Here is a 25227-nt window from a genome sequence, read left to right as displayed (position 1 = left end):
GTCCAGCCCACCGACAAATGAGTCAATCATCAATTCACCCCTTCATCCATGAAGCGCTAGGATTCTAGCTGCAACGCCAATGGCTTTAGCCAAAAAAAAATTAATGGGAAAACCATTAAAATAGACAATTACTGTATAAATAACCATAATAAAGATCTCAGACATTCAGGCGTTATTGTTGCAGTCAGTTTGGATGCGGACAGCGCGCAGAAACCGCAGCGTACACAAGTACGTGAGGATTTCGATCACTGCCCCAGTTCAAAATGACAAATAAAATAGCCTATACATAGTTTAATCATTTTTCTTATTAAGGTAGTTTCGTGGGTCAAACCCGTCAGGGCTTCCTGCTCACTCGCCACTGGCGCGACACGCAGGCCGGCACCGAAGTTGAATTCTGGTTAGCAACCGATGAGGGGCCACAACAAGTGAGGTTACCCCCTCAACCCTCGGTGGCTTTTATCCCGGCCGAACAACGCCAACGGGCCGAAACCGTGCTGCGTAATGAACGCCGCTGGCAATTGCGCCCTCTTGAACTCACCGACTTCCATCAACGCCCGGTTCTGGGGCTATATTGTAGCCAACATCGCCAATTAATCCGCTTGGAAAAACTGCTCAGAGAAAGCGGTGTGAATGTCTATGAAGGTGATATTCGTCCGCCAGAACGATTCCTGATGGAGCGTTTCATTACTGCACCGGTATGGTTTAGTGGTGAAGAAAATGGCAATGGCCCGCTACTTAATAGCCAAATGAAACCCGCTGATGACTATCGTCCTACCCTGAAACTGCTGTCGCTGGATATCGAAACCAGTGAAAATGGCGAGCTTTATTGTATTGGTTTGGAAGGTTGTGGTCAGCGCCAGGTTTACATGCTCGGCCCGCCGAATGGCAATGCAGCGGATGAAGCCGCATTGGATTTTAAACTGGAATATGTCGCCAGCCGCCCGCTACTACTAGAGAAATTGAATCAGTGGCTGGCAGAGCATGATCCTGATGCCATTATTGGCTGGAATCTGGTGCAGTTTGATTTACGAGTATTACAAAAACATGCTGATCGCTATCAGATTCCACTGCGCTTTGGTCGTGGAGGTAATCTGCTGGAGTGGCGGGAGCATGGTTTTAAGCAAGGGCATTTCTTTGCCTCCGCTGCGGGTCGGCTGATTATTGATGGCATTGAAGCACTCAAATCCGCCACCTGGAATTTCCCCTCATTTAGTCTGGAATCTGTCTCACAGACCTTGCTGGGTGAAGGCAAAGCCAGTGATAGCCCCTATCAGCGGATGGATGAAATCAACCAGCGTTTCGCCCATGATAAACCGGCGCTGGCCCGCTATAACCTGAAAGATTGTGAACTGGTAACGCGGATTTTTGCCAAAACCGAGCTGCTCAGTTTCTTGCTTGAGCGCTCGACAGTCACCGGGCTGGCGGCTGATCGCAGTGGCGGATCCGTTGCCGCATTTACCCATCTTTATCTGCCACGGATGCACCGTATCGGCTATGTTGCCCCCAATTTAGGTGAGTTACCGGAAGAGCACAGCCCTGGTGGATTTGTAATGGACTCCCAGCCCGGTTTATATGACTCAGTGCTGGTGTTGGACTACAAAAGCCTGTATCCATCAATTATTCGCACCTTTTTGATTGATCCGGTCGGTTTAGTGGAGGGCATGTCCCAGCCGGATGAAAAGCATTCGGTACCCGGTTTTCGCGGTGCCTGGTTCTCACGCGAAAAACATTGCTTACCCGCCATCGTTAACCAAATCTGGCAGGGGCGAGAAGCCGCGAAACGCCAGCAAAATAAACCATTATCACAAGCATTAAAAATCATCATGAATGCCTTTTATGGCGTCTTGGGTTCCAGTGGCTGCCGATTTTTTGATCCCCGACTGGCCTCATCAATCACCTTGCGCGGCCACGATATCATGCGCCAAACCCGTGAATTGATTGAAGCACAGGGCTATCAGGTAATTTATGGCGATACGGACTCAACCTTTGTCTGGCTGAAAAGTGCACATAGTGAGACGCAAGCATCCCGTATTGGCAAAGCGCTGGTACAGCATGTCAATCAATGGTGGCAGGCGCATATTCGGCAAACTTATGATTTACCCTGTGCACTGGAACTGGAGTTTGAAACTCATTATCGGCGCTTTTTGATGCCCACCATTCGCGGAGCGGAGCAAGGCAGTAAAAAACGCTATGCCGGACTAATTTCAACCCCGACCGGCGATCAGATGATATACAAAGGGCTGGAGACGGTTCGTACTGACTGGACACCGCTGGCCCAGCAATTCCAGCGTGAGCTGTATCTACGCATTTTCCAACAGCAGCCTTATCAAGACTATGTGCGCGACTATGTGGCCCGTACCTTAAAAGGTGAATTGGATGAGCAGCTCATTTATCGTAAGCGCCTGCGCCGACGGCTAGATGATTATCAGCGCAATGTCCCGCCACATGCCAGAGCCGCACGTCTGGCTGATGAATACAACCGTAAGCTCGGCCGCCCGTTGCAATACCAAAATGGCGGCTGGATAAGCTATGTCATGACCACTGCGGGACCTGAACCATTAGAAATCCGACAATCCCCTATCGATTACGATCACTACCTCACTCGCCAGCTGCAACCGGTGGCAGACGCTATACTTCCCTTTATGCACGACGACTTTACAACACTGATAACCGGTCAGATGGGGTTATTTTAATCGTAATTGGGTTGTTTTAAAGGTGACGAAGCGCTCTCCTTCCATTACCATAGCGCCCTTGCCAAAATTCGCATCAATCACATTTACATCACCGACCCGAATTCTGTCTATGCGTGCTTTTTCAGACAGACTCGTTAGCCACGCAGCTTACGGGGACGGTAAACTATTGCCAGTAACTTGATTATTGATGTCTATAAGTGATTATTTACCAAAATATTATCTACCAATAACTGTCCAACAAAAAAATCGAGCCGATAATTTATGCCTTTTACACTTGGTCAACGCTGGATCAGCGACACAGAAAGCGAACTTGGATTGGGTACGGTCGTTGCCATTGACGTACGCATGGTCACCTTACTGTTTCCCGCAACCGGTGAAAACCGCCTTTACGCCAGAAATGATTCGCCAATCACCCGAGTAATGTTCAATCCGGGCGATACCATCACCAACCACGAAGGCTGGCAGCTGAAAGTGGAAGAAGTGACTCAAGAAAATGGGTTGATTACCTATATTGGCACCCGTTTGGATACTGAGGAAACCGGCGTTTCAATGCGTGAAGTTTTGCTCGATAGCAAACTGACTTTTAGCAAACCACAGGATCGGTTATTTGCCGGCCAAATCGATCGTATGGATCGCTTTGCCCTGCGTTTTCGTGCCCGGAAGTATCAGAGTGAACAATTCCGTCTGCCATGGAGCGGGCTGCGCGGTATCCGTGCCAGCTTAATCCCGCACCAATTACATATCGCTTATGAAGTGGGCCAACGCCATGCACCGCGTGTATTGCTGGCTGATGAAGTAGGATTGGGTAAAACCATCGAAGCCGGGATGATAATCCACCAGCAACTGCTGGCTGGCCGCGCTGAGCGCGTACTCATTGTGGTACCGGAAAGCCTGCAGCACCAGTGGCTGGTCGAAATGCTGCGCCGCTTCAATCTGCGTTTCTCCCTGTTTGATGACAGCCGTTATTCCGAAGCGTTGCTCGATAGCACCAATCCGTTTGAAACCGAACAAATGGTGATTTGCTCACTAGACTTTGTGCGCCGTAATAAGCAGCGCCTGGAACAGTTGGCTGATGCCTCTTGGGATCTGTTGGTGGTGGATGAAGCGCACCACCTGGCCTGGAGCGAAGAGGCACCAAGCCGCGAATATCAAGTAATTGAACAACTGGCCGAACATATTCCCGGTGTCTTACTGCTGACCGCAACACCAGAACAATTAGGCCAACAGAGTCACTTTGCCCGTCTGCGTTTGCTGGATCCAGATCGCTTTCACGATTACGAAGAGTTCGTCAATGAGCAGCAGAAATATCGACCAATTGCCGATGCAGTGACACTGTTGCTGAGTGGCGAACGTTTAGCGGATGATAAGCTGAACCTACTTGGTGAACTCATTAATGAGCAAGATATTGAGCCATTGCTGAAAGCCGCAAATAGCCAAAGTGAAGATAGCGAAGCCGCGCGCCAAGAGTTGGTGACCATGCTGATGGACAGACATGGCACCAGCCGCATCTTATTCCGCAACACCCGTAATGGCGTGAAGGGTTTCCCGCATCGCGTCTTGCACCAGATTAAGTTGCCATTGCCGACGCAGTATCAAACAGCGATTAAAGTGTCCGGGATTATGGGCGCGAAGAAGACACTGGAAGCTCGTGCCAAAGATATGCTTTATCCTGAGCAAATCTACCAAGAATTTGAGGGTGAAAACGCCACCTGGTGGAACTTCGATCCTCGCGTTGAGTGGTTGCTTAACTATCTGATTGCTAATCGCAATGAGAAAGTGCTGGTTATCTGTGCGCAAGCCGCCACGGCTTTGCAACTTGAGCAAGTGCTACGTGAGCGCGAAGCTATCCGTGCGGCAGTGTTCCATGAAGGTTTGTCTCTGATTGAACGTGACCGCGCAGCCGCCTACTTTGCCTCTGAAGAAGATGGTGCACAGGTGTTGCTGTGTTCAGAAATCGGCTCTGAAGGGCGTAACTTCCAGTTTGCTTGCCAATTGGTGATGTTCGATTTGCCATTTAATCCGGACTTGCTGGAACAGCGTATTGGCCGTCTGGACAGGATTGGTCAGAACCGTGAAATCCAGATAATGGTGCCGTATCTGGAAAATACCGCCCAAGCCATATTGGTGCGTTGGTATCACGAAGGTTTGGATGCTTTTGAGCACACCTGCCCGACTGGCCGCACCATTTATGATAGTGGCTATCAAGAACTGATTGGCTATCTGGCAACCCCGAATGAACAGGAAGGCTTGGATGAATTCATCCACACCTGCCGTCAACAGCATGAAGGGCTAAAACTCCAGTTGGAGCAGGGTCGTGACCGCCTGTTGGAAATGCATTCCAATGGTGGTGAGCATGGACAAGAGCTGGCACAAATCATTGCCGACCAAGACAATGATGTTAACTTGGTCAGTTTTGCGCTCAATCTATTTGATATTGTGGGTATCAATCAAGAAGATCGCAGTGACAACTTGATCGTGCTGACACCCTCTGACCATATGCTGGTTCCGGACTTCCCGGGCTTGCCACAGGATGGCTGCACAGTGACATTCGATCGCGAACAAGCTTTATCGCGAGAAGATGCTCAGTTTGTCAGTTGGGAACACCCAATCATCCGCAATGGTTTGGATCTGATCTTGTCCGGCGATACTGGCAGCTGCGCTGTTTCTCTGTTGAAAAACAAGGCATTGCCTGTGGGTACTCTGCTGGCCGAATTGGTTTATGTGGTAGAAGCACAAGCGCCGAAACATCTGCAATTGACCCGCTTCTTGCCACCAACGCCAGTGCGGATGCTTATGGATCGTAATGGGACTAATCTGGCGGCACAGGTTGAATTTGAAAGTTTCAACCGTCAGCTTAATGCAGTCAATCGCCATACTTCCAGCAAATTAGTCAACGCCGTTCAGCAAGAAGTTCACACCATGCTGCAGCAAGCAGAGGCGTTGGTTGAAGAACAAGCACGCGTCTTGATTGAGGCGGCCAAGCATGAAGCTGACGATAAGCTGAGCACCGAGCTGGCGCGCCTGGAAGCCCTGAAAGCGGTAAACCCCAATATTCGCGATGACGAAATAGAAACATTGGAGCACAATCGCAAAATGGTGCTGGAAAACTTGAATCAGGCGGGCTGGCGTTTAGATGCTATTCGTCTGGTTGTGGTCACACACCAGTAATTCTCTCGTGTCAGAAAGAGCCGAAAATCATTCGGCTCTTTTATCCATTTTATGAACACAATAAGACTCGATAGTCTTAGCCCTGGTAGCCAACACTGCTACGACGTACAAAATGAAGAAAACAAATAAAACCCGATAGATTTCGCGTTGCAGCAAGACGGCAACTGAGAGAATCCCTAGGAGCTTAGTTCACTAAGTGACTGGGGTGAGTGATGGCAGCCAACACCGCTGCGGCGTGAAAGATGAAGGGTATTGGAAACTATGATGGAACCTTACAACCCCCCACGCGACCCCTGGCTACACATCCTCTATCAGGATGAGCACATCATGGTGGTCAATAAACCTAGCGGGTTACTTTCCGTGCCTGGCCGCGCACCAGAAAATAAAGACAGTGTAATGACTCGCATCCAAGCCGATTTTCCTCATGCTGAGTCTGTGCATCGGTTGGATATGGCGACCAGTGGTGTGATTGTGGTGGCGCTGACGAAAGCGGCCGAACGTGAACTGAAACGCCAATTTCGCGAACGTGAGCCTAAAAAGTCTTATGTTGCACGAGTCTGGGGCCATCTGGCGCAAGACGAAGGCTTGATCGACCTGCCTTTAATCTGCGATTGGCCGAATCGGCCAAAACAGAAAGTCTGTTATGAAACCGGAAAATCTTCACAAACTGAATATCTGGTGCTTTCACGTGATACTGACGGCAGTACGCGAGTGAAATTATCCCCCATTACCGGTCGCTCACATCAACTACGGGTTCATATGCTCGCCATAGGCCACCCCATTCTGGGTGATCGCTTTTATGCGCATCCGGAGGCTAAAGCGATGGCATCCCGATTACAGCTACATGCACAGGAACTATGTATTACTCATCCAGAATTTGGAACAGTAATGCATTTTAAATGTGAAGCCCCTTTTTAATATTTATTAATCGTAATGAGCTGCATCTTCTTAATTTAGGGGCGGCCTCATTATTCCTCTATTAATGATAAGAGAATAAATATAATATTTTCACATTGCAAATAAATACAAAAGCAATAAGTTGAATAATAATCATCCATTCATTGTATAAAATAATGGAATGATATTATGTCAGCAATAGAAACTAGCTTAGAAAACTCTATTAATTCAGAAAGTATTAAAGGCGAAAAAATAAGAAGCCGTACCCATCGGTTTGATCAAGGTGGCATTGACGCATTGGCAGGGTATTCAGTTAGTATGAATACTCACTCACAAAACTGGCACCAGCGGGAAAACACCACACCAACCGAAGCGGAAAGAGAGAAAAAAAAGGCTCTTGAATCGCAAAATATCGCTATCCAGCAGAAAGAAGAATCAGATGAAAACGATAAAGAAATCACTTTTTATTTACCTAAAGAAAAGGGTAACTATCGTAGTGAAATCTCAGCTCCTGGCGCGATAAAAATAGATTCAGAGTCATCCTACTCATTTGACTTTAAACCTATATCAGTACCTAACGACTTGATTATATATCAAATAAGAGAGCTTGAAGGGAGTATGCATACATTGGGAGGAGACCGTCCTTCTTTTGCCTTACGTATAAAACATGATGGGACGTTAATGTGCTCATTCAACAGCGTCAATCAACACATTTTACCCACTGAATTTAGTAGTAATACTTTCCAAAACGAAAATATACCGCTAAATAAACTTGAACTGGGGAAATATTATAATATAAAAATTGATATAATCATGCACCGGGATCATCCATCGATTAAGATCTCAGTTGATGATGAACTAATATTCCAACGAGACACCCCCTTTGGAGCTTCAGATTCGACGAAGTTTTATAGTAAATATGGTGTTTATGCTGCTCAGCAGAAGAATAAAGAGGGTCTTAGTGACTCTAAAGTCAGTTTTGATAATTTTAAAGAAGCACATTATAAATACCCGTCACCAATAATAGCAGGAAATAATACCAGTCCAGTGCCCTTAACCGAAAATAATCTATTACTTGATGCTATTGCTACCTTCAATGTAGATGAACATAGTGTAGAACCACCAAGTCTTGGCAGTCAGTCAATCATGCCAGAAGCAGCCTTAATTATGCATACATTAATACTTTAAAACTACTTTCAGCATTTCAATAAAAAGCGAAAGAGGTCAAATACCAGACATCTTTCGCTCAGTGTTACTTAAATCCTTTCTCACGTTTGATCAAATCATACGCAGCTTGAATCTCTTGGGCCTTTTGCTTCGCCATGTCCATCATTTCAGGCGGTAAACCTTTCGCCACCAATTTATCCGGATGGTGCTCACCCATAAGCTTACGATAAGCACGCTTGATGGTCACACTATCATCAGAGCTACTTACCCCGAGCACTTTGCAGGCGTCCTCCAGTGTCGGGCCATTTGATGCTTGCTGGTAGCCTCCCTGAGAATATCCTCCCTGATGCCCCTGCCAACCACCCTGGCCACCAAACTGGCGTCCCCCTTCAATCATGCTTAGGAACTGATCAAACTGACCGCGAGAGATTCCTAGCTCTTCAGCAATCACATACAGCACCTGACGCTCATTAGGATGTAAAGAGCCATCCGCAAATGCAGCTTGTAGCTGAATTTCCAGAAACATCCGAATCAGATCAAAACGACCAAAGCAAACACCGCGTAATTCTTGCAGCCTTTCACGTAATGGGAATCCACTCTCTTTCCCTTCACGAAATGCTTGCTGTGCCGCTGTTCGGGCCTCGCCATGCAATTGCATTCTATCCATCAATTGACTGGCAAGCTGAATATCAACCTCCGTAACCCGCCCTTTCGCCTTGGTCAAATGCCCCATGACCTGAAAAGTCGCTCGGAAAAAAATTAATTGTCGTGTTTGTTGATCGGCAAAAAAGCCGCGGCGCTTTGTGCTGCGCGCCCTGTCGACCATATGGCCGACAAGCAACCCTAGTATCGCACCCCAGACTCCACCGGACATAAAGCCCAGTACCAGACCGAGCAGTTTTCCCCAATACTGCATATACTCCTCAATTCATCATGCCGTCAGTCAAAATTTGCATTATCATACTCGGCATTCAGCTCAGCGCCTAACAGCGAGACGTGTAAGCGGCCGGATTTAACACTAGCGCAACTGTGATGAGTAATATAGTCTCAGACCGTTTGCCGGCATGATGCCACCCGATGACGGAACACCAAAACCGCGTATGAAAAAAAGATTCCCAACACTGCTGGCCACATTAATATGGACGGCACTCTATAGCCAGCACACTCTGGCAGACCTTGCTGAGCAATGTATGCTCGGTGTACCTACCTATGACCAGCCACTGGTCACAGGCGATCCGAATCAGCTACCGGTTCGCATTAATGCGGATAAAACCGAAGCTAATTACCCGGATAATGCCCTGTTCACTGGCAATGTCATTGTCCAGCAAGGCAATAGCACCCTAACCGCCGATCAGGTCAAACTAACCCAAGTACAAAAATCGGGTGAAGCTATCCCGGTTCGTACTGTAACAGCGACCGGTGATGTAAATTACGACGATCCGCAAATCAAGCTGAAAGGCCCGACAGCTTGGTCAAACCTGAATACCAAAGACACTGATATGGATAAAGGCAAATATCAGATGGTCGGCCGTCAGGGGCGTGGTGATGCAGATTTAATGAAATTACGCGGTCAAAACCGCTATACCATTCTGGAAAACGGGACGTTTACCTCTTGCTTGCCAGGTGATAATAGCTGGAGTGTGGTGGGTACTGAAGTTATCCACGACCGTGAAGAGCAAGTGGCTGAAATCTGGAATGCCCGGTTTAAAATTGGCAAAGTCCCGGTGTTCTACAGCCCGTATATGCAGTTACCAGTCGGTGACAAACGCCGCTCTGGTTTCTTGATCCCTAACGCTAAATACACCAGTAATAACGGCTTGGAATTTATGTTGCCGTATTACTGGAATATTGCACCAAACTTCGATGCCACCATTACGCCACATTATATGGAACGACGTGGTATGCAGTGGCAAAATGAGTTCCGCTACTTGCTGGCACCGGGCTCGGGTACTATGGCGTTGGACTGGCTACCGAGTGACCGCCTATACAAAGGGGTTGATGGCACAGAGCAAGATCCGACCCGTTGGTTGTACTACTGGGGCCATTCAGGTGTGATGGATAAAGTTTGGCGTTTCAATGTCAACTATACCCGAGTCAGTGATCCGAACTATTTTACTGATTTAACATCACAATACGGCTCTACCACTGATGGCTATGCCACACAGATTTTCAGTGTTGGTTATGCGGATCAGAACTGGGATGCCACCTTAGCATCCAAACAGTTCCAAGTATTTACGAATGCTGGTAACAGTAATGCTTATCGTGCCCAACCACAGTTGGACATGAACTACTATAAAAATGATATCGGTCTGTTTGATATGCATGTTTATGGTCAGGCGGCCAAATTCACCAGTGTTAATCCGGATAATCCGGAAGCTAGCCGTTTCCACATTGAACCATCGATCAACCTGCCGTTATCCAACGAGTGGGGTAGCCTCAATACAGAAGCAAAATTACTGGCAACACACTATCAGCAAGATATTCCGCAAGGTTTTGCCAGCTACTTTTCCGGTGCTAATAATGGTGAAACTGCACCTAATTTGAAAGACTCGGTTGATCGAGTGATGCCGCAGTTTAAAGTGGATGGTAAAGTCGTATTTGATCGGCCAATGGATTGGGCAACAGGTTTTACTCAAACCTTGGAACCGCGCGCCCAGTATCTCTATGTTCCTTACCGGAATCAGGATGATATCTATATTTACGACACCACGCTGATGCAGTCGGACTACTCCGGCCTATTCCGTGACCGTACCTATAGTGGCTTGGACCGCATCGCTTCGGCCAACAAAGTGTCTACCGGTTTAACTTCTCGCATATATGATGATGCGCTGGTTGAACGTTTTAACGTTTCAGTAGGTCAAATCTATTACTTCAGTCGTTCCCGTACGGGTAAAAGCGAGACAATTGATAACAGTAATGACACTGGCAGCCTGGTTTGGGCTGGTGATACATTCTGGCGCATTAGTGATCAACTGGGCCTGAAAGGCGGCGCACAGTATGATACTCGCCTGGGGAGTCTAACCCTCGGTAATGCGGTAATGGAGTATAGAAAAGACTCAGAGCGTATGATTCAATTGAATTATCGCTATGCCAGCCCAGAATATATTCAGGCAGCAGTATCGAACGTGAAAAGTCCTGGCTATCAGCAGGGTATTTCTCAGGTGGGGACCACCGCCAGTTGGCCGATTGCTGACCGTTGGGCGTTGGTCGGTGCTTATTACTACGATACCAAAGCGAATCAACCAGCCAGTCAATTGGTTGGCATTCAATACAATACCTGTTGCTGGGCGATTAACTTGGGCTATGAACGGAAAATCACTGGCTGGAATTCACAGAATGAAACCAGTAAATATGACAACAGAGTTAGCTTCAACATCGAATTACGTGGTCTGAGCAGCGACCATAGCTTAGGTACCGCACAAATGCTTGGTTCAGGTATCCTGCCTTATCAAAGTGCATTCTGATACTGTGTAACACACTGAATACAGTGAATTTTAACCCGCAAAAGCGGATTACATAAATGGAAAAGGTATGAAGAACTGGAGAACGCTTATTCTCGGATTGGTTGTCTGTGCCAATACCGCGTTCGCAGCACCACAAGAAGTTGATAAAGTTGCCGCTGTGGTTGATAACGGTGTAGTTCTGCAAAGTGATGTCGACGGCCTGTTACAGTCAGTAAAGCTGAATGCACAGCAGGCAGGGCAACAAGTTCCAGATGATGGAACATTGCGTCATCAAGTGCTTGAGCGTCTGATCATGGATAATATCCTATTGCAGATGGCCAAGAAGATGGGGATTACCGTCAGTGATGAAGCATTGGATAAAGCCATTGCTGATATCGCCGCGCAAAACCGTATGACACCGGATCAGATGCGCAGCCGTCTGGCCGCTGATGGTCTGAATTACAATACTTACCGCGAGCAGATCCGCAAAGAAATGCTAACGTCCGAAGTACGTAATAACGAAGTGCGCCGCCGGATAACTATCCTGCCGCAAGAAGTTGAGTCATTGGCTAAGCAAATTGGCAATCAAACTAGCGGTGATGCAGAGCTTAACCTCAGCCATATTCTGATCCCATTGCCAGAGAATCCATCCCAGCAGCAAGTTGATCAAGCTGAAGATCTGGCTAATAAATTAGTGTCTGACATTAAAGGTGGCGCTGATTTTGGTAAACTGGCGATTGCAAACTCCGCAGACTCTCAGGCGCTGAAAGGCGGCCAAATGGGCTGGGGGAAATTACAGGAGTTACCTTCTTTGTTTGCTGAAAGACTGCAATCGGCGAACAAAGGTGATGTGGTCGGCCCGATTCGTTCTGGTGTGGGTTTCCACATTTTGAAAGTTAATGATATCCGTGGTGCTGATAAAACCGTTTCAGTCACAGAGATTCATGCACGCCACATTTTGCTAAAACCGTCACCAGTGATGACTGACGAGCAAGCTCGCGCCAAGTTATCAGCGGCGGCTGCCGATATTAAAAGTGGGAAATCCAGCTTCGCTACTATTGCCAAAGAGATCTCTCAGGACCCTGGTTCTGCAATGCAAGGCGGTGATCTTGGTTGGGCATCGCCAGACATTTATGACCCCGCGTTCCGTGATGCCGTCATGAAGCTGCAAAAAGGTGAAATCAGTGCACCGGTTCATTCTTCTTTCGGTTGGCACTTGATTCAGGTGATTGATAACCGTCAGGTAGACAAAACTGATGCCGCCCAGAAAGATCGGGCGTACCGTATGCTCTTTAGCCGTAAATTTGCTGAAGAAGCTCAAACCTGGATGCAAGAGCAGCGTGCTGCTGCTTATGTAAAAATTCTTGATGGTAGTAATGCACAACCACAATAAACGAATTGTTATTACCCCCGGCGAGCCTGCCGGGGTTGGGCCGGATTTAGTCGTCGCCTTGGCTCAACAGGATTGGCCTGTTGAGTTAGTGGTGTGCGCGGATCCGGCCTTACTCCTTGCGCGCGCCAGTCAGCTTAACCTGCCCTTGCAATTACGTGAGTATCAGCCAGACCTGCCACCATTGGCGCAACAAGCTGGGACGCTCACCATCTTGCCCGTAAAAACAGCCACTGAGGTGGCGCCAGGCAAGCTCAACGTCAATAACAGCCACTATGTTGTTGAGACTCTAGCTAAAGCCTGTGATGGTGCCATCAGCGGCGAATTTGCTGCATTGGTTACCGGCCCGGTACAAAAGAGTATTATCAATGATGCGGGTATCCCTTTTATTGGGCATACCGAGTTTTTTGCTGACCGCAGCCACTGCCCACGAGTGGTGATGATGTTAGCGACACAAGAACTGCGTGTTGCTCTGGCGACCACCCACTTGCCTTTGCTGGCCGTGCCGGGGGCAATTACACAAGCCAGTCTGCATGAAGTGATCACTATCCTTGATAATGACCTGAAAACTAAATTTGGTATTCGCCAGCCACAGATTTATGTGTGTGGGCTTAATCCTCATGCGGGTGAAGGTGGCCATATGGGCCATGAAGAGATCGATACAATTATTCCTGCGCTCGATGCACTGCGTCAGCAAGGGGTAAATCTTATCGGCCCTCTACCGGCAGATACATTATTTCAGCCCAAATATCTGCAGCATGCAGATGCTGTTCTCGCGATGTATCATGATCAAGGGCTACCCGTGCTGAAGTACCAAGGGTTTGGTCGAGCAGTCAATATCACTCTCGGCTTGCCTTTTATCCGCACATCAGTAGACCACGGTACCGCTTTAGAACTCGCCGCAACCGGTTCTGCCGACGTTGGCAGTTTCATTACGGCATTAAACTTAGCCATTAAAATGATAAATAACAGCAATGAATAATAGAGTCCACCAAGGGCATTTTGCCCGCAAACGCTTTGGACAAAACTTTTTAAATGATCAGTTTGTCATCGATAGTATTGTTTCCGCGATCCATCCCGTCCCTGGTGAAGCGGTCGTTGAAATTGGCCCCGGTTTAGGTGCATTGACCGAACCGGTCGCTGCTCGCATGGATCACATGACTGTCATTGAGTTGGACCGTGATTTAGCCGCTCGTTTGGCAAGCCATCCTCAACTGAAAGACAAGCTAACCATCCATCAAGAAGATGCGATGAAAGTAAATTTTTCTGAGTTGGCCAAGCTTGCAGGGCAGCCATTACGGGTGTTTGGCAACTTGCCATACAACATCTCGACCCCGCTGATGTTCCATCTTTTCAGCTATACTGATGCAATACGCGATATGCATTTCATGTTGCAAAAAGAGGTGGTTAACCGTTTGGTGGCTGGGCCGAACAGTAAAGCTTATGGCCGTCTGACGGTTATGGCGCAATACTATTGCAATGTCATCCCGGTGCTGGAAGTACCGCCAACCGCGTTTACTCCAGCCCCAAAAGTTGATTCAGCTGTGGTGCGTTTGATTCCTCACGTACAAATGCCGAACCCAGTGGGCGATGTGCGTATGCTTAGCCGTATTACTACGCAAGCGTTTAATCAACGTAGGAAAACAGTGCGCAACAGCTTGGGTGACTTATTCACCCCAGAGCAGTTAATCGAATTAGGTATTGACCCGATTTTGCGGGCAGAGAATATTTCGGTAGCGCAATACTGTAAGCTGGCTAATTGGCTTTCAGCTCAATCGACACCGCAAGAATAAGCAGGAGCACATTATGATTGAACAGCCCCGCGTTTGTGTACAGGTGCAAAGTATCTATGTAGAAACCCAATCGATACCCGACGAAGAACGTTTCGTCTTTGCCTATACTGTGACGATTCGTAATTTGGGCCGTTCAAATGTGCAGCTAATCGGCCGCTACTGGTTAATCACTAATAGCAATGGTCGGCAGACTGAAGTTCAGGGCGAAGGGGTCATTGGTGAGCAGCCGTTGATCCTGCCAGGTAATGAGTTCCAATACACCAGCGGTGCTGTTTTAGAAACTCCGCTGGGTACCATGGAAGGACATTATGAGATGGTTGATCACCTCGGTCAGGCCTTCCGTACTGCGATTCCGGTCTTCCGCTTAGCGATCCCAGCGCTGATCCACTAACCCTGACCTCAATTATGTCTACTTATCTTATTGGCGATGTTCATGGCTGCCTTGATGAATTGCTGGCGCTATTAGCGCAGGTAAACTTCGACCCGCAGCACGATACTCTGTGGCTGACGGGTGATTTAGTTGCTCGTGGCCCAGCTTCACTGGATGTTTTACGTTATGTTCGTTCATTGGGGCCTGCGGTACGTATGGTTTTGGGTAACCATGACCTGCATTTACTGGCAGTTTATGCGGGCATTAGCCGTAATAAACCCAAAGATCGTATTACTCCACTACTGGAAGCCCCTGATGCTGATGAGTTGATTAATTGGTTACGTCGCCAGCCAGTTTTGCAAGTTGATGATGAGCTAAAGTTGATCATGGCTCACGCGGGTATCACCCCACAGTGGGATGTCGAAACCGCCCAGATGTGTGCCCGTGAAGTCGAAGCCGTCTTAAGCAGTGACAGCTATCCACTCTTTCTGGATGCAATGTACGGCGATATGCCGAATAACTGGTCACCCGAACTGACAGGGCTAGCGCGTTTACGCTTTAGTACTAACGCATTGACCCGTATGCGCTTTTGCTTCCCTAACGGGCAGTTGGATATGATCTGTAAAGACACACCAGAAAATGCTCCGGCACCACTCAAACCCTGGTTTGACTTACCACGCTTAGTTAATCCTGAGTATTCGATTATCTTTGGCCACTGGGCTTCACTGGAAGGTAAAGGTGTTCCCGAGGGTATTTATGGGCTGGATACAGGCTGTTGCTGGGGAGGCAATTTAACCCTACTCCGCTGGGAAGATAAACGTTACTTTACCCAGCATGCATTCAGTGTTGAAGCCACCATAAATCAGATTGATGGGCCTTCTGATATATCAGAAGACCCGCCTAATTACTTATAATCATATTAAAATAAAGGCACCCATTCATCGGTGCCTTTATTTTAATCTATATAAGACAGTTATTTCTTACTTAATTGATGACTATCAAACACTATTTTTCTGAAGCCATTTGGGGTAAAACAACCTGAATGTCTGATGTTATCGCAGCAATAGCGAGGTCTGACACCCGATTAAATGAGCAATCTTTCGCCTTATCTGCTCGACAAGTATAACTAATATAAGGTGCAGTTTCTTCATTCTTAATCCAGGCAGGCTTATCTACTATAGAGATATATAGCCCATTATTAACCAACGCTTTGTTGTCTCTTAGTTTCATTTGTAGAATACCGACATCAAGCTGATAACTACATTGTACCAATACCCCTAAAGCTCGGTCATTTACCCCATGCGGGTAGTAAAATGCCTCAAGAAAACGGACTGTATCGCCTTTATTTTCAGCGCCTTGAGCAGAGCCATGCCAACGTTGATTGTCCGATATATACGTACTCATTACTCGACTAATTTCATTCGATTCTGGACATGCGGTTATTTCAATTGCCGAAGCCAAAGGTGATAATAAAAGTAATCCACAGGTGACGATGTATTTTATCTTTCCCATTTCACACTCCATAGATAATATAATTTAAAGTTAAATAAATATATTTTCATGTGTAACGAGCAGAGCGTAACATTAGAGTAGAAAGTCAAAAACCTTAAAAAATAACTAATTAACACTATTAATTAATACGTTTCCCCGTGAGTAATAAATAAAAAAAGCCCATAAAAATGGGCCTTCAAGCGAAAATAGAATATATATCAATTCACTTCTAGCGACGTTCCAAAATCTCAAAACAGTAGCTATGCGAATTAACTTCGTCAGCATCATGGAATTCACTAAAGGTACTTTCCCACTCATCTGGCTCATAATCAGGGAAGTGTGTATCCCCACCAACTTCAGCATCGATATGAGTGAGATACATGCGATTCGCGCGGTCTAAGAATTGCTTATAGACTCGTCCACCGCCCATCACCATCACTTCTTCCACATCACCCGCTAAAGCAAGTGCTTCATCAATAGAGTTAGCCCACGTCACCCGGTCATCAACCCCTGGTTGGCTACTGATAACAATATTCAGTCGACCTGGTAGCGGACGACCAATAGATTCAAAGGTCTTACGACCCATAATTACCGGTTTATTTAGCGTGTTACGTTTGAACCACGCTAAATCAGCCGGTAAGTGCCATGGCATGGCGTTTTCCATACCAATAACGCGATCCGCTGCCAGAGCAGCAATCAGGCTGATAATCATTATTAAACCCTGTAGGCTGCAAGAGCCAGTACCGAAAAATTGCTCACACTATACGTAAAGCCTAATCAAGCGTCGATAGAGATAAGCAGGCTAATCGCATATATAAGACTGCTCTTAGCCCGGTACAAAAACAGGGAAGAAAAAAAACCTTATACACCAGGACGTTTGCGATAAAGCCACAGCCCTGGTAAAGATAAACCAATCGACAACGCACCAACAATAAATGAAGCTTTCAAGAAATTGGTCACCATAACGGACATTAATTCTTCGGTATAACCTAGATGAGAAATCTCCACCACCGAGATCATTGCAGTATACGCCGAGATCCCAGGGAACATGGGGATGACTGCCGCGACAGTGAAGACCTTAGGATGTGCCAGTAACCAACGTGACCAATTAATCCCGATGACGCCAATCATTATTGATGCCAATAGAGAAGCCAGCTCGATATTCATACCAAAATGAATCATCAACATCCGCGAGCCGTGGCCGATAGCCCCCAGCAAAGCACAATAGCGCAATGCACGAACTGGCACATTGAATACCATGGCAAAGCCAAGTGCCGGAATGGCAGCCAGTACCATGTCCTGTAATAACGCCCAAAGTAAACTCACGACCACCCCCGCAATCCCCACAAAGCCATGGCGAATACCACCCCAATACAGGTTGATAAGGTTAATAAGCTTGCCATTGCCCAGCGGGCCAGACCGGTATTAACATGTCCTTTGAACATATCTGCAACTGCATTAATCAGTGGGAAGCCGGGGACTAGCAGCAATACGCTGGCCGCCATCGCCACACTGGACGCCCCTTGGAAAAACGGCAAACGCATTAATAAGCCAGATGCAGAGGTCGCTACAAAAGCAGTGATACAAAAGTTAATCAGTGGGTTCATATGGCGGGCAGTCAGGCTTTGGCGCACGTACATTGCCAGCCCACTGGCGAAAAAGCTGATGGAAAAGGCATCCCAACCACCACCATTTAACTTGCTAAAGCAGCCACATGACAACGCAACCATCACCACAACCAACCAGCGCGGATAACGCAGCGGTTTGATGTTCTCAAAACGCTTGTCTACACCCTTGGCATCCAACAAGTGATGTTCAACCAAGATGACAATATGTTGCACCTCGGTCACCACTTGCATATTGATGCCGCGATCCGTATTTTTGCGCGTCGATGTCAGACAGTTCCCTTGACTAATGGTAGTTAACACCACGGCATTGGCTGAGATGGAGCTCTCGACACTATCCATCCCTAAAGCCATACCCAGTCGGGCAGATAACTGCTCAACTAGCATACTTTCGGCCCCATGCTGCAGCAGTAACAGGGCACATTTAATGCACAACCGGGTAATTTCCCGCTGTTGCTGATGCGGTTCCTCACTGTTTATTACATTCGCCTGGCTCATATTCGTGCATCACTATCCATCAAAAGAGTAAAAGATAAAGGCTCAATTCCATCACTGCAGACAACAAAACCACCACCTACCATCAATAACAATAATGCACAGAAAGCCAAGTGGCGCTATTATCGCCATAACGCACCATTTCTTACTCGGTAATTCCTATGCTTGAAACCTCTATATTCGTCGCCACCATTGCTACATTGGGGATGCTCTCTCCTGGACCCGATTTTTTTCTGGTCATTAAAAACGCCGCCCGCTATCGTCGCCCTGCAGCCATGATGACAGCGCTCGGTGTAATTTTAGGTGTCGCGACACATATGTCTTACTGCGTAGCAGGTCTGGCAGTGGTTATCACCACCACCCCGTGGTTATTCAATTTTCTGAAATATGCCGGAGCCTGTTATCTGATTTGGATTGGTATCCAGGCACTGCTTTCGCGCGGGGAAAGTAAACTTAGCCTTGATAGCGCAGCACAGTATCCCATCACACTAAAAGCCGCATTTTTGCAGGGATACCTTTGCAATCTATTGAATCCCAAGGCGACTCTTTTCTTCCTCGCCGTTTTCACGCAAATATTACAGATTAACTCCGGCGTGGGTGAAAAACTGTGGTACGCCTCAATCATCTGGGTACTGGCCGTTATCTGGTGGCCTTTGCTGGTGATTCTGATTCAAAGTGCACCCGTGCGCCGTGGTTTGGCGAAAGCACAAAAAGTTGTCGATAAATTACTGGGCGGCCTGTTGATCGGCTTAGGCATCAAAGTGGCATTAAGCTAGCTATAGCGGCTTTTGATTCGCAATCCGTTAGATACTATCCACAATCCCGTGGGCGGTAACATTGGTAAAGATCAATGTTGTTTATGAACAATATTATTGTTTATGAAAAATACTGTTTTTATGGATAAAAGCCGTAATTCTATAAATAGTGAGCATAAAAAAGGGCGATGTCGCCATCGCCCTCTCATTTACTGGCTTATCACCCGCATTAGCCTTTCATATTCTTAATCTTGGCATGCATCTCTTGCACTGAAATCACTTGTTCAGTTGGATCTGCATTCAGTGCCATGGCTGTTGCGAAACCGCCATTTAGCGTAGTGTCGTAATGCACCTTATATTGTAAAGCACTGCGGCGGATCAGTTTGGAGTCTTCAATTGCCTGACGTCCTGCCGTTGTATTCACGATATAAGTGTATTCACCATTCTTGATACGGTCTTGAATGTGTGGACGCCCTTCATGCACCTTGTTGACCAAGCGTGGATTGATACCCGCCTCACCCAGCACCACCGCAGTGCCGTGAGTCGCATCCAATTCAAAGCCCTGTTTAAGCAGTTTTGCCGCCAAATCAACCACACGATGTTTGTCACCTTCGCGCACCGATAACAGTGCCCGGCCACTCTTTTTCATACCAGACTGGCTACCCAGCATCGCTTTAGAGAATGCTTCAGCGAAGGTACGCCCAACCCCCATAACTTCACCGGTAGAGCGCATTTCTGGCCCTAAAATCGGGTCAACACCTGGGAATTTATTGAATGGCAGCACCACTTCTTTTACAGAGTAATAAGGAGGAATAATTTCTTCCAGAATGCCTTGCTCTGCCAAACTCTGCCCTACCATTACGCGCGCGGCAATTTTTGCCAGCGGCATACCGGTCGCTTTAGAGACGAAAGGCACAGTACGCGCCGCTCGTGGGTTCACTTCAATCAGGTAAACTTCGTTATTCTTCACAGCAAACTGCACGTTCATCAAGCCGCGAACACAGAGCTCAAAGGCCAGTTTTTCAACTTGCTGGCGCATAACATCCTGAATTTCCTTGCTCAGGGTGTAAGCAGGCAATGAACAGGCTGAGTCACCGGAGTGAACCCCTGCTTGCTCGATATGCTCCATGATGCCGCCGATTAATACCCGCTCACCGTCACAAATGGCATCCACATCCACTTCAACCGCGTCATCAAGGAAACGGTCCAGCAATACAGGCGCATCATTCGACACACTGACAGCATTTTGGAAGTAACGACGCAGGTCAACTTCGTCATACACGATTTCCATCGCACGCCCACCCAGTACATAAGATGGGCGGACCACCAGCGGGTAACCCAGACCGGAGGCTTTCTCAACTGCCTGTTCAATGGTGGCAACAGTGGCGTTAGCCGGTTGTTTCAAGCCCAGACGGTTTACCGCCTGTTGGAAACGTTCGCGGTCTTCGGCACGGTCAATAGCATCCGGGCTGGTACCAATCACCGGCACACCAGCAGCTTCCAGCTCACGAGCCAGTTTCAGTGGCGTTTGTCCACCGTACTGCACAATTACGCCGGTCGGTTTCTCGATGCGGACAATTTCCAGTACATCTTCCAGTGTGACAGACTCAAAATAGAGGCGGTCGGAAGTGTCATAGTCAGTGGAAACAGTTTCTGGGTTACAGTTCACCATAATGGTTTCATAACCATCTTCACGCAGTGCCAGTGATGCATGAACACAGCAATAGTCGAACTCAATCCCTTGGCCGATACGGTTCGGCCCGCCACCTAGCACCATCACTTTCGGGCGGTCGCTAGTTGGGTTGGACTCGCACTCTTCTTCATAAGTTGAGTACATATAGGCAGTATCGGTAGAGAATTCTGCCGCACAGGTGTCAACGCGCTTATAAACTGGATGCAAACCATATTTGTAACGCAGTTTGCGCACTTCACTTTCAGCCGCACCGACCAATTTCGCCAGACGGGCATCAGCAAAGCCTTTGCGTTTCAGTTGGCGCATAAACTCGGCAGTCAGACCATTGATACCGCATTCTGCGACGCTCTCTTCCAAACGAACCAGCTCTTCAATCTGCACCAAGAACCAGCGGTCAATATTGGTCAGGTTGAAGACACCGTCAACAGACATTCCTGCGCGGAATGCATCGGCGATATACCAGATACGCTCCGCACCCGCTTCTTTCAACTCACGGCGAATTTTAGTCAGTGCTTCAGGGTCATCAAGGCTGACTTTAGGATCAAAGCCGGTGGCGCCAACTTCCAGACCGCGCAAGGCTTTTTGCAGTGACTCCTGCTGAGTGCGGCCAATCGCCATCACTTCACCAACAGATTTCATCTGTGTGGTCAGACGGTCATTCGCTCCCGCAAATTTTTCGAAGTTAAAACGCGGAATTTTGGTCACAACATAATCAATGGAGGGCTCGAAGGAAGCTGGAGTGCGGCCCCCCGTGATGTCATTCATTAACTCATCCAGCGTATAACCCACAGCCAGCTTGGCGGCAATCTTGGCAATGGGGAAGCCGGTTGCTTTAGAGGCCAGAGCAGAAGAGCGGGATACACGCGGGTTCATTTCAATGACGATCAAACGGCCATTCTTCGGGTTAACCGAGAACTGTACGTTAGAGCCACCGGTTTCGACACCGATTTCACGCAGTACTGCCATCGAGGCATTACGCATGATTTGATATTCTTTGTCGGTCAGCGTCTGAGCTGGAGCTACCGTGATAGAGTCACCGGTATGGATGCCCATGGCATCGAAGTTCTCGATGGAGCAGACAATGATACAGTTGTCATTTTTATCGCGGACAACTTCCATTTCATACTCTTTCCAACCAATCAGTGACTCATCAATCAGCAACTCTTTGGTTGGCGATAAGTCCAGACCGCGCTCGCAAATCTCTTCAAACTCTTCACGGTTATACGCAATACCACCACCGGTGCCACCCATGGTAAAGGATGGGCGAATAATGCATGGGAAGCCGACATCAGCCGCTACGGCCAGAGCTTCTTCCATGTTATGCGCGATACCTGAACGAGCTGTATCCAGACCAATTTTCTTCATCGCAATATCAAAGCGACGACGGTCTTCTGCTTTATCGATAGCATCGGCGGTCGCACCAATCATGGTGACGCCAAATTCAGCCAGAACTCCCTGACGTTCCAGTTCCAACGCGCAGTTCAGCGCGGTTTGCCCGCCCATGGTTGGCAGCACTGCATCTGGGCGCTCTTTTTCAATGATTTTGCGCACCACTTCCCAGTGAATTGGCTCGATATAGGTCGCATCGGCCATCTCTGGGTCGGTCATAATGGTGGCAGGGTTAGAGTTTACCAGTATGACGCGGTAACCCTCTTCACGCAGGGCCTTACAAGCTTGAGCACCGGAGTAGTCAAACTCACAAGCCTGGCCGATGACGATTGGGCCAGCGCCGAGAATCAGGATGCTTTTTATATCGGTACGTTTTGGCATGGTCTTAGCTCCTGATTACTTGCTATTAGTGCTTGCTGATGATGCGCGATAGGCTTCAATCAGTTCGATAAAGTGATTAAACAGCGGAGCGGCATCGTGCGGCCCTGGGCTGGCTTCAGGGTGTCCCTGGAAGCTGAAAGCTGCTTTATCAGTGCGGTGAATCCCTTGCAGGGAACCATCGAATAGAGAAACGTGTGTCGTGCGCAGGTTGGATGGCAATGTGGTTTCATCAACCGCGAAACCGTGGTTCTGTGCGGTGATCATCACACAGTTTGCATCCAAATCCTTGACTGGGTGGTTACCACCGTGGTGACCAAATTTCATTTTTACCGTCTTCGCGCCACTCGCCAAAGCCAGTAATTGATGGCCTAAGCAAATACCAAACACTGGAATATCCGTTTCCAAGAAGCGTTTAATCGCCGCGATAGCATAATCGCATGGCTCTGGATCCCCTGGACCATTGGATAAGAAAATGCCATCTGGATTCAGCTTCAGAACCTCTTCAGCGGGCGTTTGTGCTGGAACCACGGTCAAACGGCAGCCGCGATCCACCAGCATGCGCAGAATATTGCGTTTTACACCGTAGTCATATGCCACAACATGGAATGGCAGTTCTTCTGGCTGTTTCGCCGCCGGTAAATCACCTTCCAGAGTCCAACTGCCTTGCAGCCAGTTGTAAACTTCTTTAGTGGTCACTTCTTTCGCCAGATCCATCCCCTTCAAGCCAGGGAATGCTTTGGCTTTTTCCAGTGCCAAAGCGGCATCAGATAAGTCACCCACAATAATGCAGCCATTTTGAGCGCCTTTCTCGCGTAGCAACCGGGTCAGCTTACGGGTATCGATATCCGCAATCGCCACAATATTGTGCCGCTTGAGATATTCAGATAAGCCTTCTTCATTACGGTAGTTGCTGGCAATCAATGGCAGGTCGCGAATGACAAGACCTTGGGCGTGTACTGCGGAGGATTCTTCATCGGAAGCATTGGTGCCGACATTGCCGATATGGGGATAAGTAAGAGTAACGATCTGGCGGGAGTAGGAAGGATCAGTGAGGATTTCTTGATAACCGGTCATCGACGTATTGAAGACCACTTCCCCCACTGCCGTACCCTCTGCCCCGATGGCCCGACCGTGAAATTGGGTTCCGTCTTCGAGAACCAATAGCGCTGACTTAATCAAAACACCCTCCAAGGAATAAACAGTCACATTATTTGCATATTAATTCACATCTAACGATCTAAATCAATGCAAAAACCGCCCTCAAAGCTAATTTTTGGCAAATTGGGCGCATTTTAATGATGAGTGACGCTTTTGTCTAGCCAAAGCACCATTTTTTCTCTGTTTTTTGCGGTTCTCGTTAAAATGAGCTAATTATAGCGGCAAAAATACAAGCTAACTTAACATAGTAAACGGTTGCGGGGGTAGGTGACTGAAAAATACCATTCCAGGTAGGGATAAATGAGGGTAAATGCTAAACCAAGATAACAAACAACAAAAAAACGAAGATAAACATACATAAACAAAGCTATAAACATACAATCAGTCAAAACAAGCCATTTTTATGAAAATATAAAAAAGGACAATAAAATATTGCCCTATTATCAAATAATTATGATAAAAACAACCACATCACTGGCTGTGCTTTACACCTTTAAAGTTCGTTCAAACTCAGCACATCTCGCATATCAAACAAGCCATTATCATGCTTAGAGACCCAAATAGCCGATTTAACTGCTCCATTAGCAAAAGTCATACGACTAGTGGCAATATGTGTGATTTCAACCCGCTCACCGATATCAGCAAACATCGCCGTATGCTCCCCGACGATATCGCCAGCCCGTACTGTCGCGAAGCCAATAGTGCCTGGTTTACGCTCTCCGGTATGGCCTTCCCGGCTATAAACCGCACAATCTTTCAGTGACCGCCCTAACGAATCAGCAATAGCCTCCCCCATTGCCAGCGCGGTACCTGATGGCGCATCAACTTTATGACGGTGATGTGCTTCAATAATCTCAATGTCGGTGTAATCACCCATCACTTTAGCCGCTTTCTCAAGTAGCTTAAGCACGACGTTTACACCAACACTAAAGTTCGCAGCGAAGACAATACTTATGTCAGACGCCGCAGCGCTGATGGCTGCTTTGCCCGCATCATCAAAACCAGTGGTGCCAATCACCATAGCTTTACCCTGCTGGCGGCAAATAGCTAAATGTTCTAGCGTGCCCTCAGGGCGAGTAAAGTCGATCAACACATCGAAATGATCAGTTACTTTAGATAAATCATCATTTACCTGGATATTTAGTAAACCCGTACCGGCCAGCTCACCCGCATCACTTCCCACTAATGTGGAGCCTGCGCGTTCAACAGCAGCACCCAGCACAACACCTTCTGTTTGTGTAATGGCCTGAATAAGCTGTCGCCCCATACGTCCACCCGCACCAACTACTGCGATACGAATTGTTGAATCAGTCATTAGT

At 47.6% G+C, this 25227-nt stretch carries 19 protein-coding genes; 11 read left to right on the top strand and 8 right to left on the bottom strand.

Features of this window, described 5'->3' with window-relative positions:
• Positions 1-320: 320 nt before the first annotated feature.
• From DJ58_RS05600 to DJ58_RS05615, 4 genes are all read left to right on the top strand, one after another.
• The gene (locus DJ58_RS05600) at positions 321-2693 is read left to right on the top strand and encodes a DNA polymerase II (RefSeq protein WP_004706130.1); all 2373 of its coding nucleotides are present in this window, start codon (positions 321-323) and stop codon (positions 2691-2693) included.
• A gap of 261 nt (positions 2694-2954) precedes the next feature.
• Complete coding sequence (rapA, locus tag DJ58_RS05605) at positions 2955-5861, top strand: RNA polymerase-associated protein RapA (RefSeq protein ID WP_032909940.1); 2907 nt, start codon at positions 2955-2957, stop codon at positions 5859-5861.
• A gap of 264 nt (positions 5862-6125) precedes the next feature.
• Positions 6126-6779, top strand: a complete 654-nt coding sequence (gene rluA, locus DJ58_RS05610; protein ID WP_004706127.1) for a bifunctional tRNA pseudouridine(32) synthase/23S rRNA pseudouridine(746) synthase RluA — start codon at positions 6126-6128, stop codon at positions 6777-6779.
• A gap of 168 nt (positions 6780-6947) precedes the next feature.
• Positions 6948-7946, top strand: a complete 999-nt coding sequence (locus DJ58_RS05615; RefSeq protein ID WP_004706126.1) for a heparin lyase I family protein — start codon at positions 6948-6950, stop codon at positions 7944-7946.
• 64 nt (positions 7947-8010) lie between these two features.
• Here DJ58_RS05615 and djlA read toward each other — a convergent pair whose 3' ends face one another.
• A complete protein-coding gene (gene djlA, locus DJ58_RS05620) occupies positions 8011-8841 on the bottom strand; it encodes a co-chaperone DjlA (RefSeq protein WP_004706124.1) in 831 nt (276 codons plus the stop codon).
• 184 nt (positions 8842-9025) lie between these two features.
• Between djlA and lptD the strand changes: the two genes are divergently transcribed.
• From lptD to apaH, 6 genes are all read left to right on the top strand, one after another.
• Positions 9026-11389 carry an LPS assembly protein LptD gene (gene lptD / locus DJ58_RS05625; RefSeq protein WP_032913267.1) on the top strand — a complete coding sequence of 788 codons (2364 nt, stop codon included), beginning with the start codon at positions 9026-9028 and terminating at the stop codon, positions 11387-11389.
• 67 nt (positions 11390-11456) lie between these two features.
• Positions 11457-12761 carry a peptidylprolyl isomerase SurA gene (gene surA, locus DJ58_RS05630; protein ID WP_004706120.1) on the top strand — a complete coding sequence of 435 codons (1305 nt, stop codon included), beginning with the start codon at positions 11457-11459 and terminating at the stop codon, positions 12759-12761.
• Entirely contained in the window at positions 12745-13740 is a 996-nt protein-coding gene (gene pdxA / locus DJ58_RS05635) for a 4-hydroxythreonine-4-phosphate dehydrogenase PdxA (protein WP_032909935.1), read from the top strand. Before surA ends, pdxA begins: the two co-directional genes overlap by 17 nt.
• Positions 13733-14551: a 16S rRNA (adenine(1518)-N(6)/adenine(1519)-N(6))-dimethyltransferase RsmA gene (gene rsmA / locus DJ58_RS05640; RefSeq protein WP_032909932.1), complete on the top strand. Its 819-nt coding sequence runs from the start codon at positions 13733-13735 to the stop codon at positions 14549-14551. The genes pdxA and rsmA overlap by 8 nt, the downstream gene beginning before the upstream one ends.
• A 13-nt stretch (positions 14552-14564) precedes the next feature.
• Positions 14565-14942: a Co2+/Mg2+ efflux protein ApaG gene (gene apaG, locus DJ58_RS05645; protein WP_005193008.1), complete on the top strand. Its 378-nt coding sequence runs from the start codon at positions 14565-14567 to the stop codon at positions 14940-14942.
• 14 nt (positions 14943-14956) lie between these two features.
• Positions 14957-15835 carry a bis(5'-nucleosyl)-tetraphosphatase (symmetrical) ApaH gene (apaH, locus tag DJ58_RS05650; protein WP_004706113.1) on the top strand — a complete coding sequence of 293 codons (879 nt, stop codon included), beginning with the start codon at positions 14957-14959 and terminating at the stop codon, positions 15833-15835.
• A 91-nt stretch (positions 15836-15926) separates the two neighbouring features.
• On the opposite strand, the gene DJ58_RS22860 is transcribed toward apaH, so the two are convergent.
• From DJ58_RS22860 to DJ58_RS05665, 4 genes are all read right to left on the bottom strand, one after another.
• Complete coding sequence (locus tag DJ58_RS22860; RefSeq protein WP_004706111.1) at positions 15927-16433, bottom strand: DUF3757 domain-containing protein; 507 nt, start codon at positions 16431-16433, stop codon at positions 15927-15929.
• A 208-nt stretch (positions 16434-16641) separates the two neighbouring features.
• A complete protein-coding gene (gene folA / locus DJ58_RS05655; RefSeq protein ID WP_004706110.1) occupies positions 16642-17124 on the bottom strand; it encodes a type 3 dihydrofolate reductase in 483 nt (160 codons plus the stop codon).
• A gap of 149 nt (positions 17125-17273) precedes the next feature.
• Positions 17274-17738, bottom strand: coding sequence for a threonine/serine exporter (locus DJ58_RS05660; protein ID WP_032909928.1), 465 nt, complete (start codon positions 17736-17738; stop codon positions 17274-17276).
• On the bottom strand, positions 17735-18535 hold the full coding sequence (locus DJ58_RS05665) for a threonine/serine exporter family protein (RefSeq protein WP_004706107.1): 801 nt from the start codon (positions 18533-18535) through the stop codon (positions 17735-17737). The genes DJ58_RS05660 and DJ58_RS05665 overlap by 4 nt, the downstream gene beginning before the upstream one ends.
• Positions 18536-18693: 158 nt before the next feature.
• Between DJ58_RS05665 and DJ58_RS05670 the strand changes: the two genes are divergently transcribed.
• Positions 18694-19308: a LysE family transporter gene (locus DJ58_RS05670; RefSeq protein ID WP_004706104.1), complete on the top strand. Its 615-nt coding sequence runs from the start codon at positions 18694-18696 to the stop codon at positions 19306-19308.
• A 208-nt stretch (positions 19309-19516) separates the two neighbouring features.
• Here the strand turns inward: DJ58_RS05670 and carB are convergent, their stop codons facing one another.
• The 3 genes from carB to dapB all read right to left on the bottom strand — a co-directional run bounded on the left by carB (position 19517) and on the right by dapB (position 25223).
• Complete coding sequence (carB, locus tag DJ58_RS05675) at positions 19517-22750, bottom strand: carbamoyl-phosphate synthase large subunit (RefSeq protein ID WP_004706103.1); 3234 nt, start codon at positions 22748-22750, stop codon at positions 19517-19519.
• Positions 22751-22765: 15 nt separating this feature from the next.
• A complete protein-coding gene (gene carA, locus DJ58_RS05680) occupies positions 22766-23929 on the bottom strand; it encodes a glutamine-hydrolyzing carbamoyl-phosphate synthase small subunit (protein ID WP_032909925.1) in 1164 nt (387 codons plus the stop codon).
• A 472-nt stretch (positions 23930-24401) separates the two neighbouring features.
• Positions 24402-25223: a 4-hydroxy-tetrahydrodipicolinate reductase gene (dapB, locus tag DJ58_RS05685; RefSeq protein WP_004706099.1), complete on the bottom strand. Its 822-nt coding sequence runs from the start codon at positions 25221-25223 to the stop codon at positions 24402-24404.
• Between the last annotated feature and the right edge of the window lie 4 nt (positions 25224-25227).

The organism is Yersinia frederiksenii ATCC 33641 (genome assembly GCF_000754805.1).
In the GTDB taxonomy this organism is placed as follows: domain Bacteria; phylum Pseudomonadota; class Gammaproteobacteria; order Enterobacterales; family Enterobacteriaceae; genus Yersinia; species Yersinia frederiksenii.
Note: the sequence above shows the minus strand (reverse complement) of the source record. Positions and strands in the feature narration are given on the sequence as shown.

Bases quoted from the DNA above. Each gene is read 5' to 3' on its own strand.
- rapA (WP_032909940.1), top strand. From the start codon at position 2,955: ATGCCTTTTACACTTGGTCAACGCTGGATCAGCGACACAGAAAGCGAA.
- rluA (WP_004706127.1), top strand. From the start codon at position 6,126: ATGGAACCTTACAACCCCCCACGCGACCCCTGGCTACACATCCTCTAT.
- DJ58_RS05615 (WP_004706126.1), top strand. From the start codon at position 6,948: ATGTCAGCAATAGAAACTAGCTTAGAAAACTCTATTAATTCAGAAAGT.
- djlA (WP_004706124.1), bottom strand. From the start codon at position 8,841: ATGCAGTATTGGGGAAAACTGCTCGGTCTGGTACTGGGCTTTATGTCC.
- lptD (WP_032913267.1), top strand. From the start codon at position 9,026: ATGAAAAAAAGATTCCCAACACTGCTGGCCACATTAATATGGACGGCA.
- surA (WP_004706120.1), top strand. From the start codon at position 11,457: ATGAAGAACTGGAGAACGCTTATTCTCGGATTGGTTGTCTGTGCCAAT.
- pdxA (WP_032909935.1), top strand. From the start codon at position 12,745: ATGCACAACCACAATAAACGAATTGTTATTACCCCCGGCGAGCCTGCC.
- rsmA (WP_032909932.1), top strand. From the start codon at position 13,733: ATGAATAATAGAGTCCACCAAGGGCATTTTGCCCGCAAACGCTTTGGA.
- apaG (WP_005193008.1), top strand. From the start codon at position 14,565: ATGATTGAACAGCCCCGCGTTTGTGTACAGGTGCAAAGTATCTATGTA.
- apaH (WP_004706113.1), top strand. From the start codon at position 14,957: ATGTCTACTTATCTTATTGGCGATGTTCATGGCTGCCTTGATGAATTG.
- DJ58_RS22860 (WP_004706111.1), bottom strand. From the start codon at position 16,433: ATGGGAAAGATAAAATACATCGTCACCTGTGGATTACTTTTATTATCA.
- folA (WP_004706110.1), bottom strand. From the start codon at position 17,124: ATGATTATCAGCCTGATTGCTGCTCTGGCAGCGGATCGCGTTATTGGT.
- DJ58_RS05665 (WP_004706107.1), bottom strand. From the start codon at position 18,535: ATGAGCCAGGCGAATGTAATAAACAGTGAGGAACCGCATCAGCAACAG.
- DJ58_RS05670 (WP_004706104.1), top strand. From the start codon at position 18,694: ATGCTTGAAACCTCTATATTCGTCGCCACCATTGCTACATTGGGGATG.
- carB (WP_004706103.1), bottom strand. From the start codon at position 22,750: ATGCCAAAACGTACCGATATAAAAAGCATCCTGATTCTCGGCGCTGGC.
- dapB (WP_004706099.1), bottom strand. From the start codon at position 25,223: ATGACTGATTCAACAATTCGTATCGCAGTAGTTGGTGCGGGTGGACGT.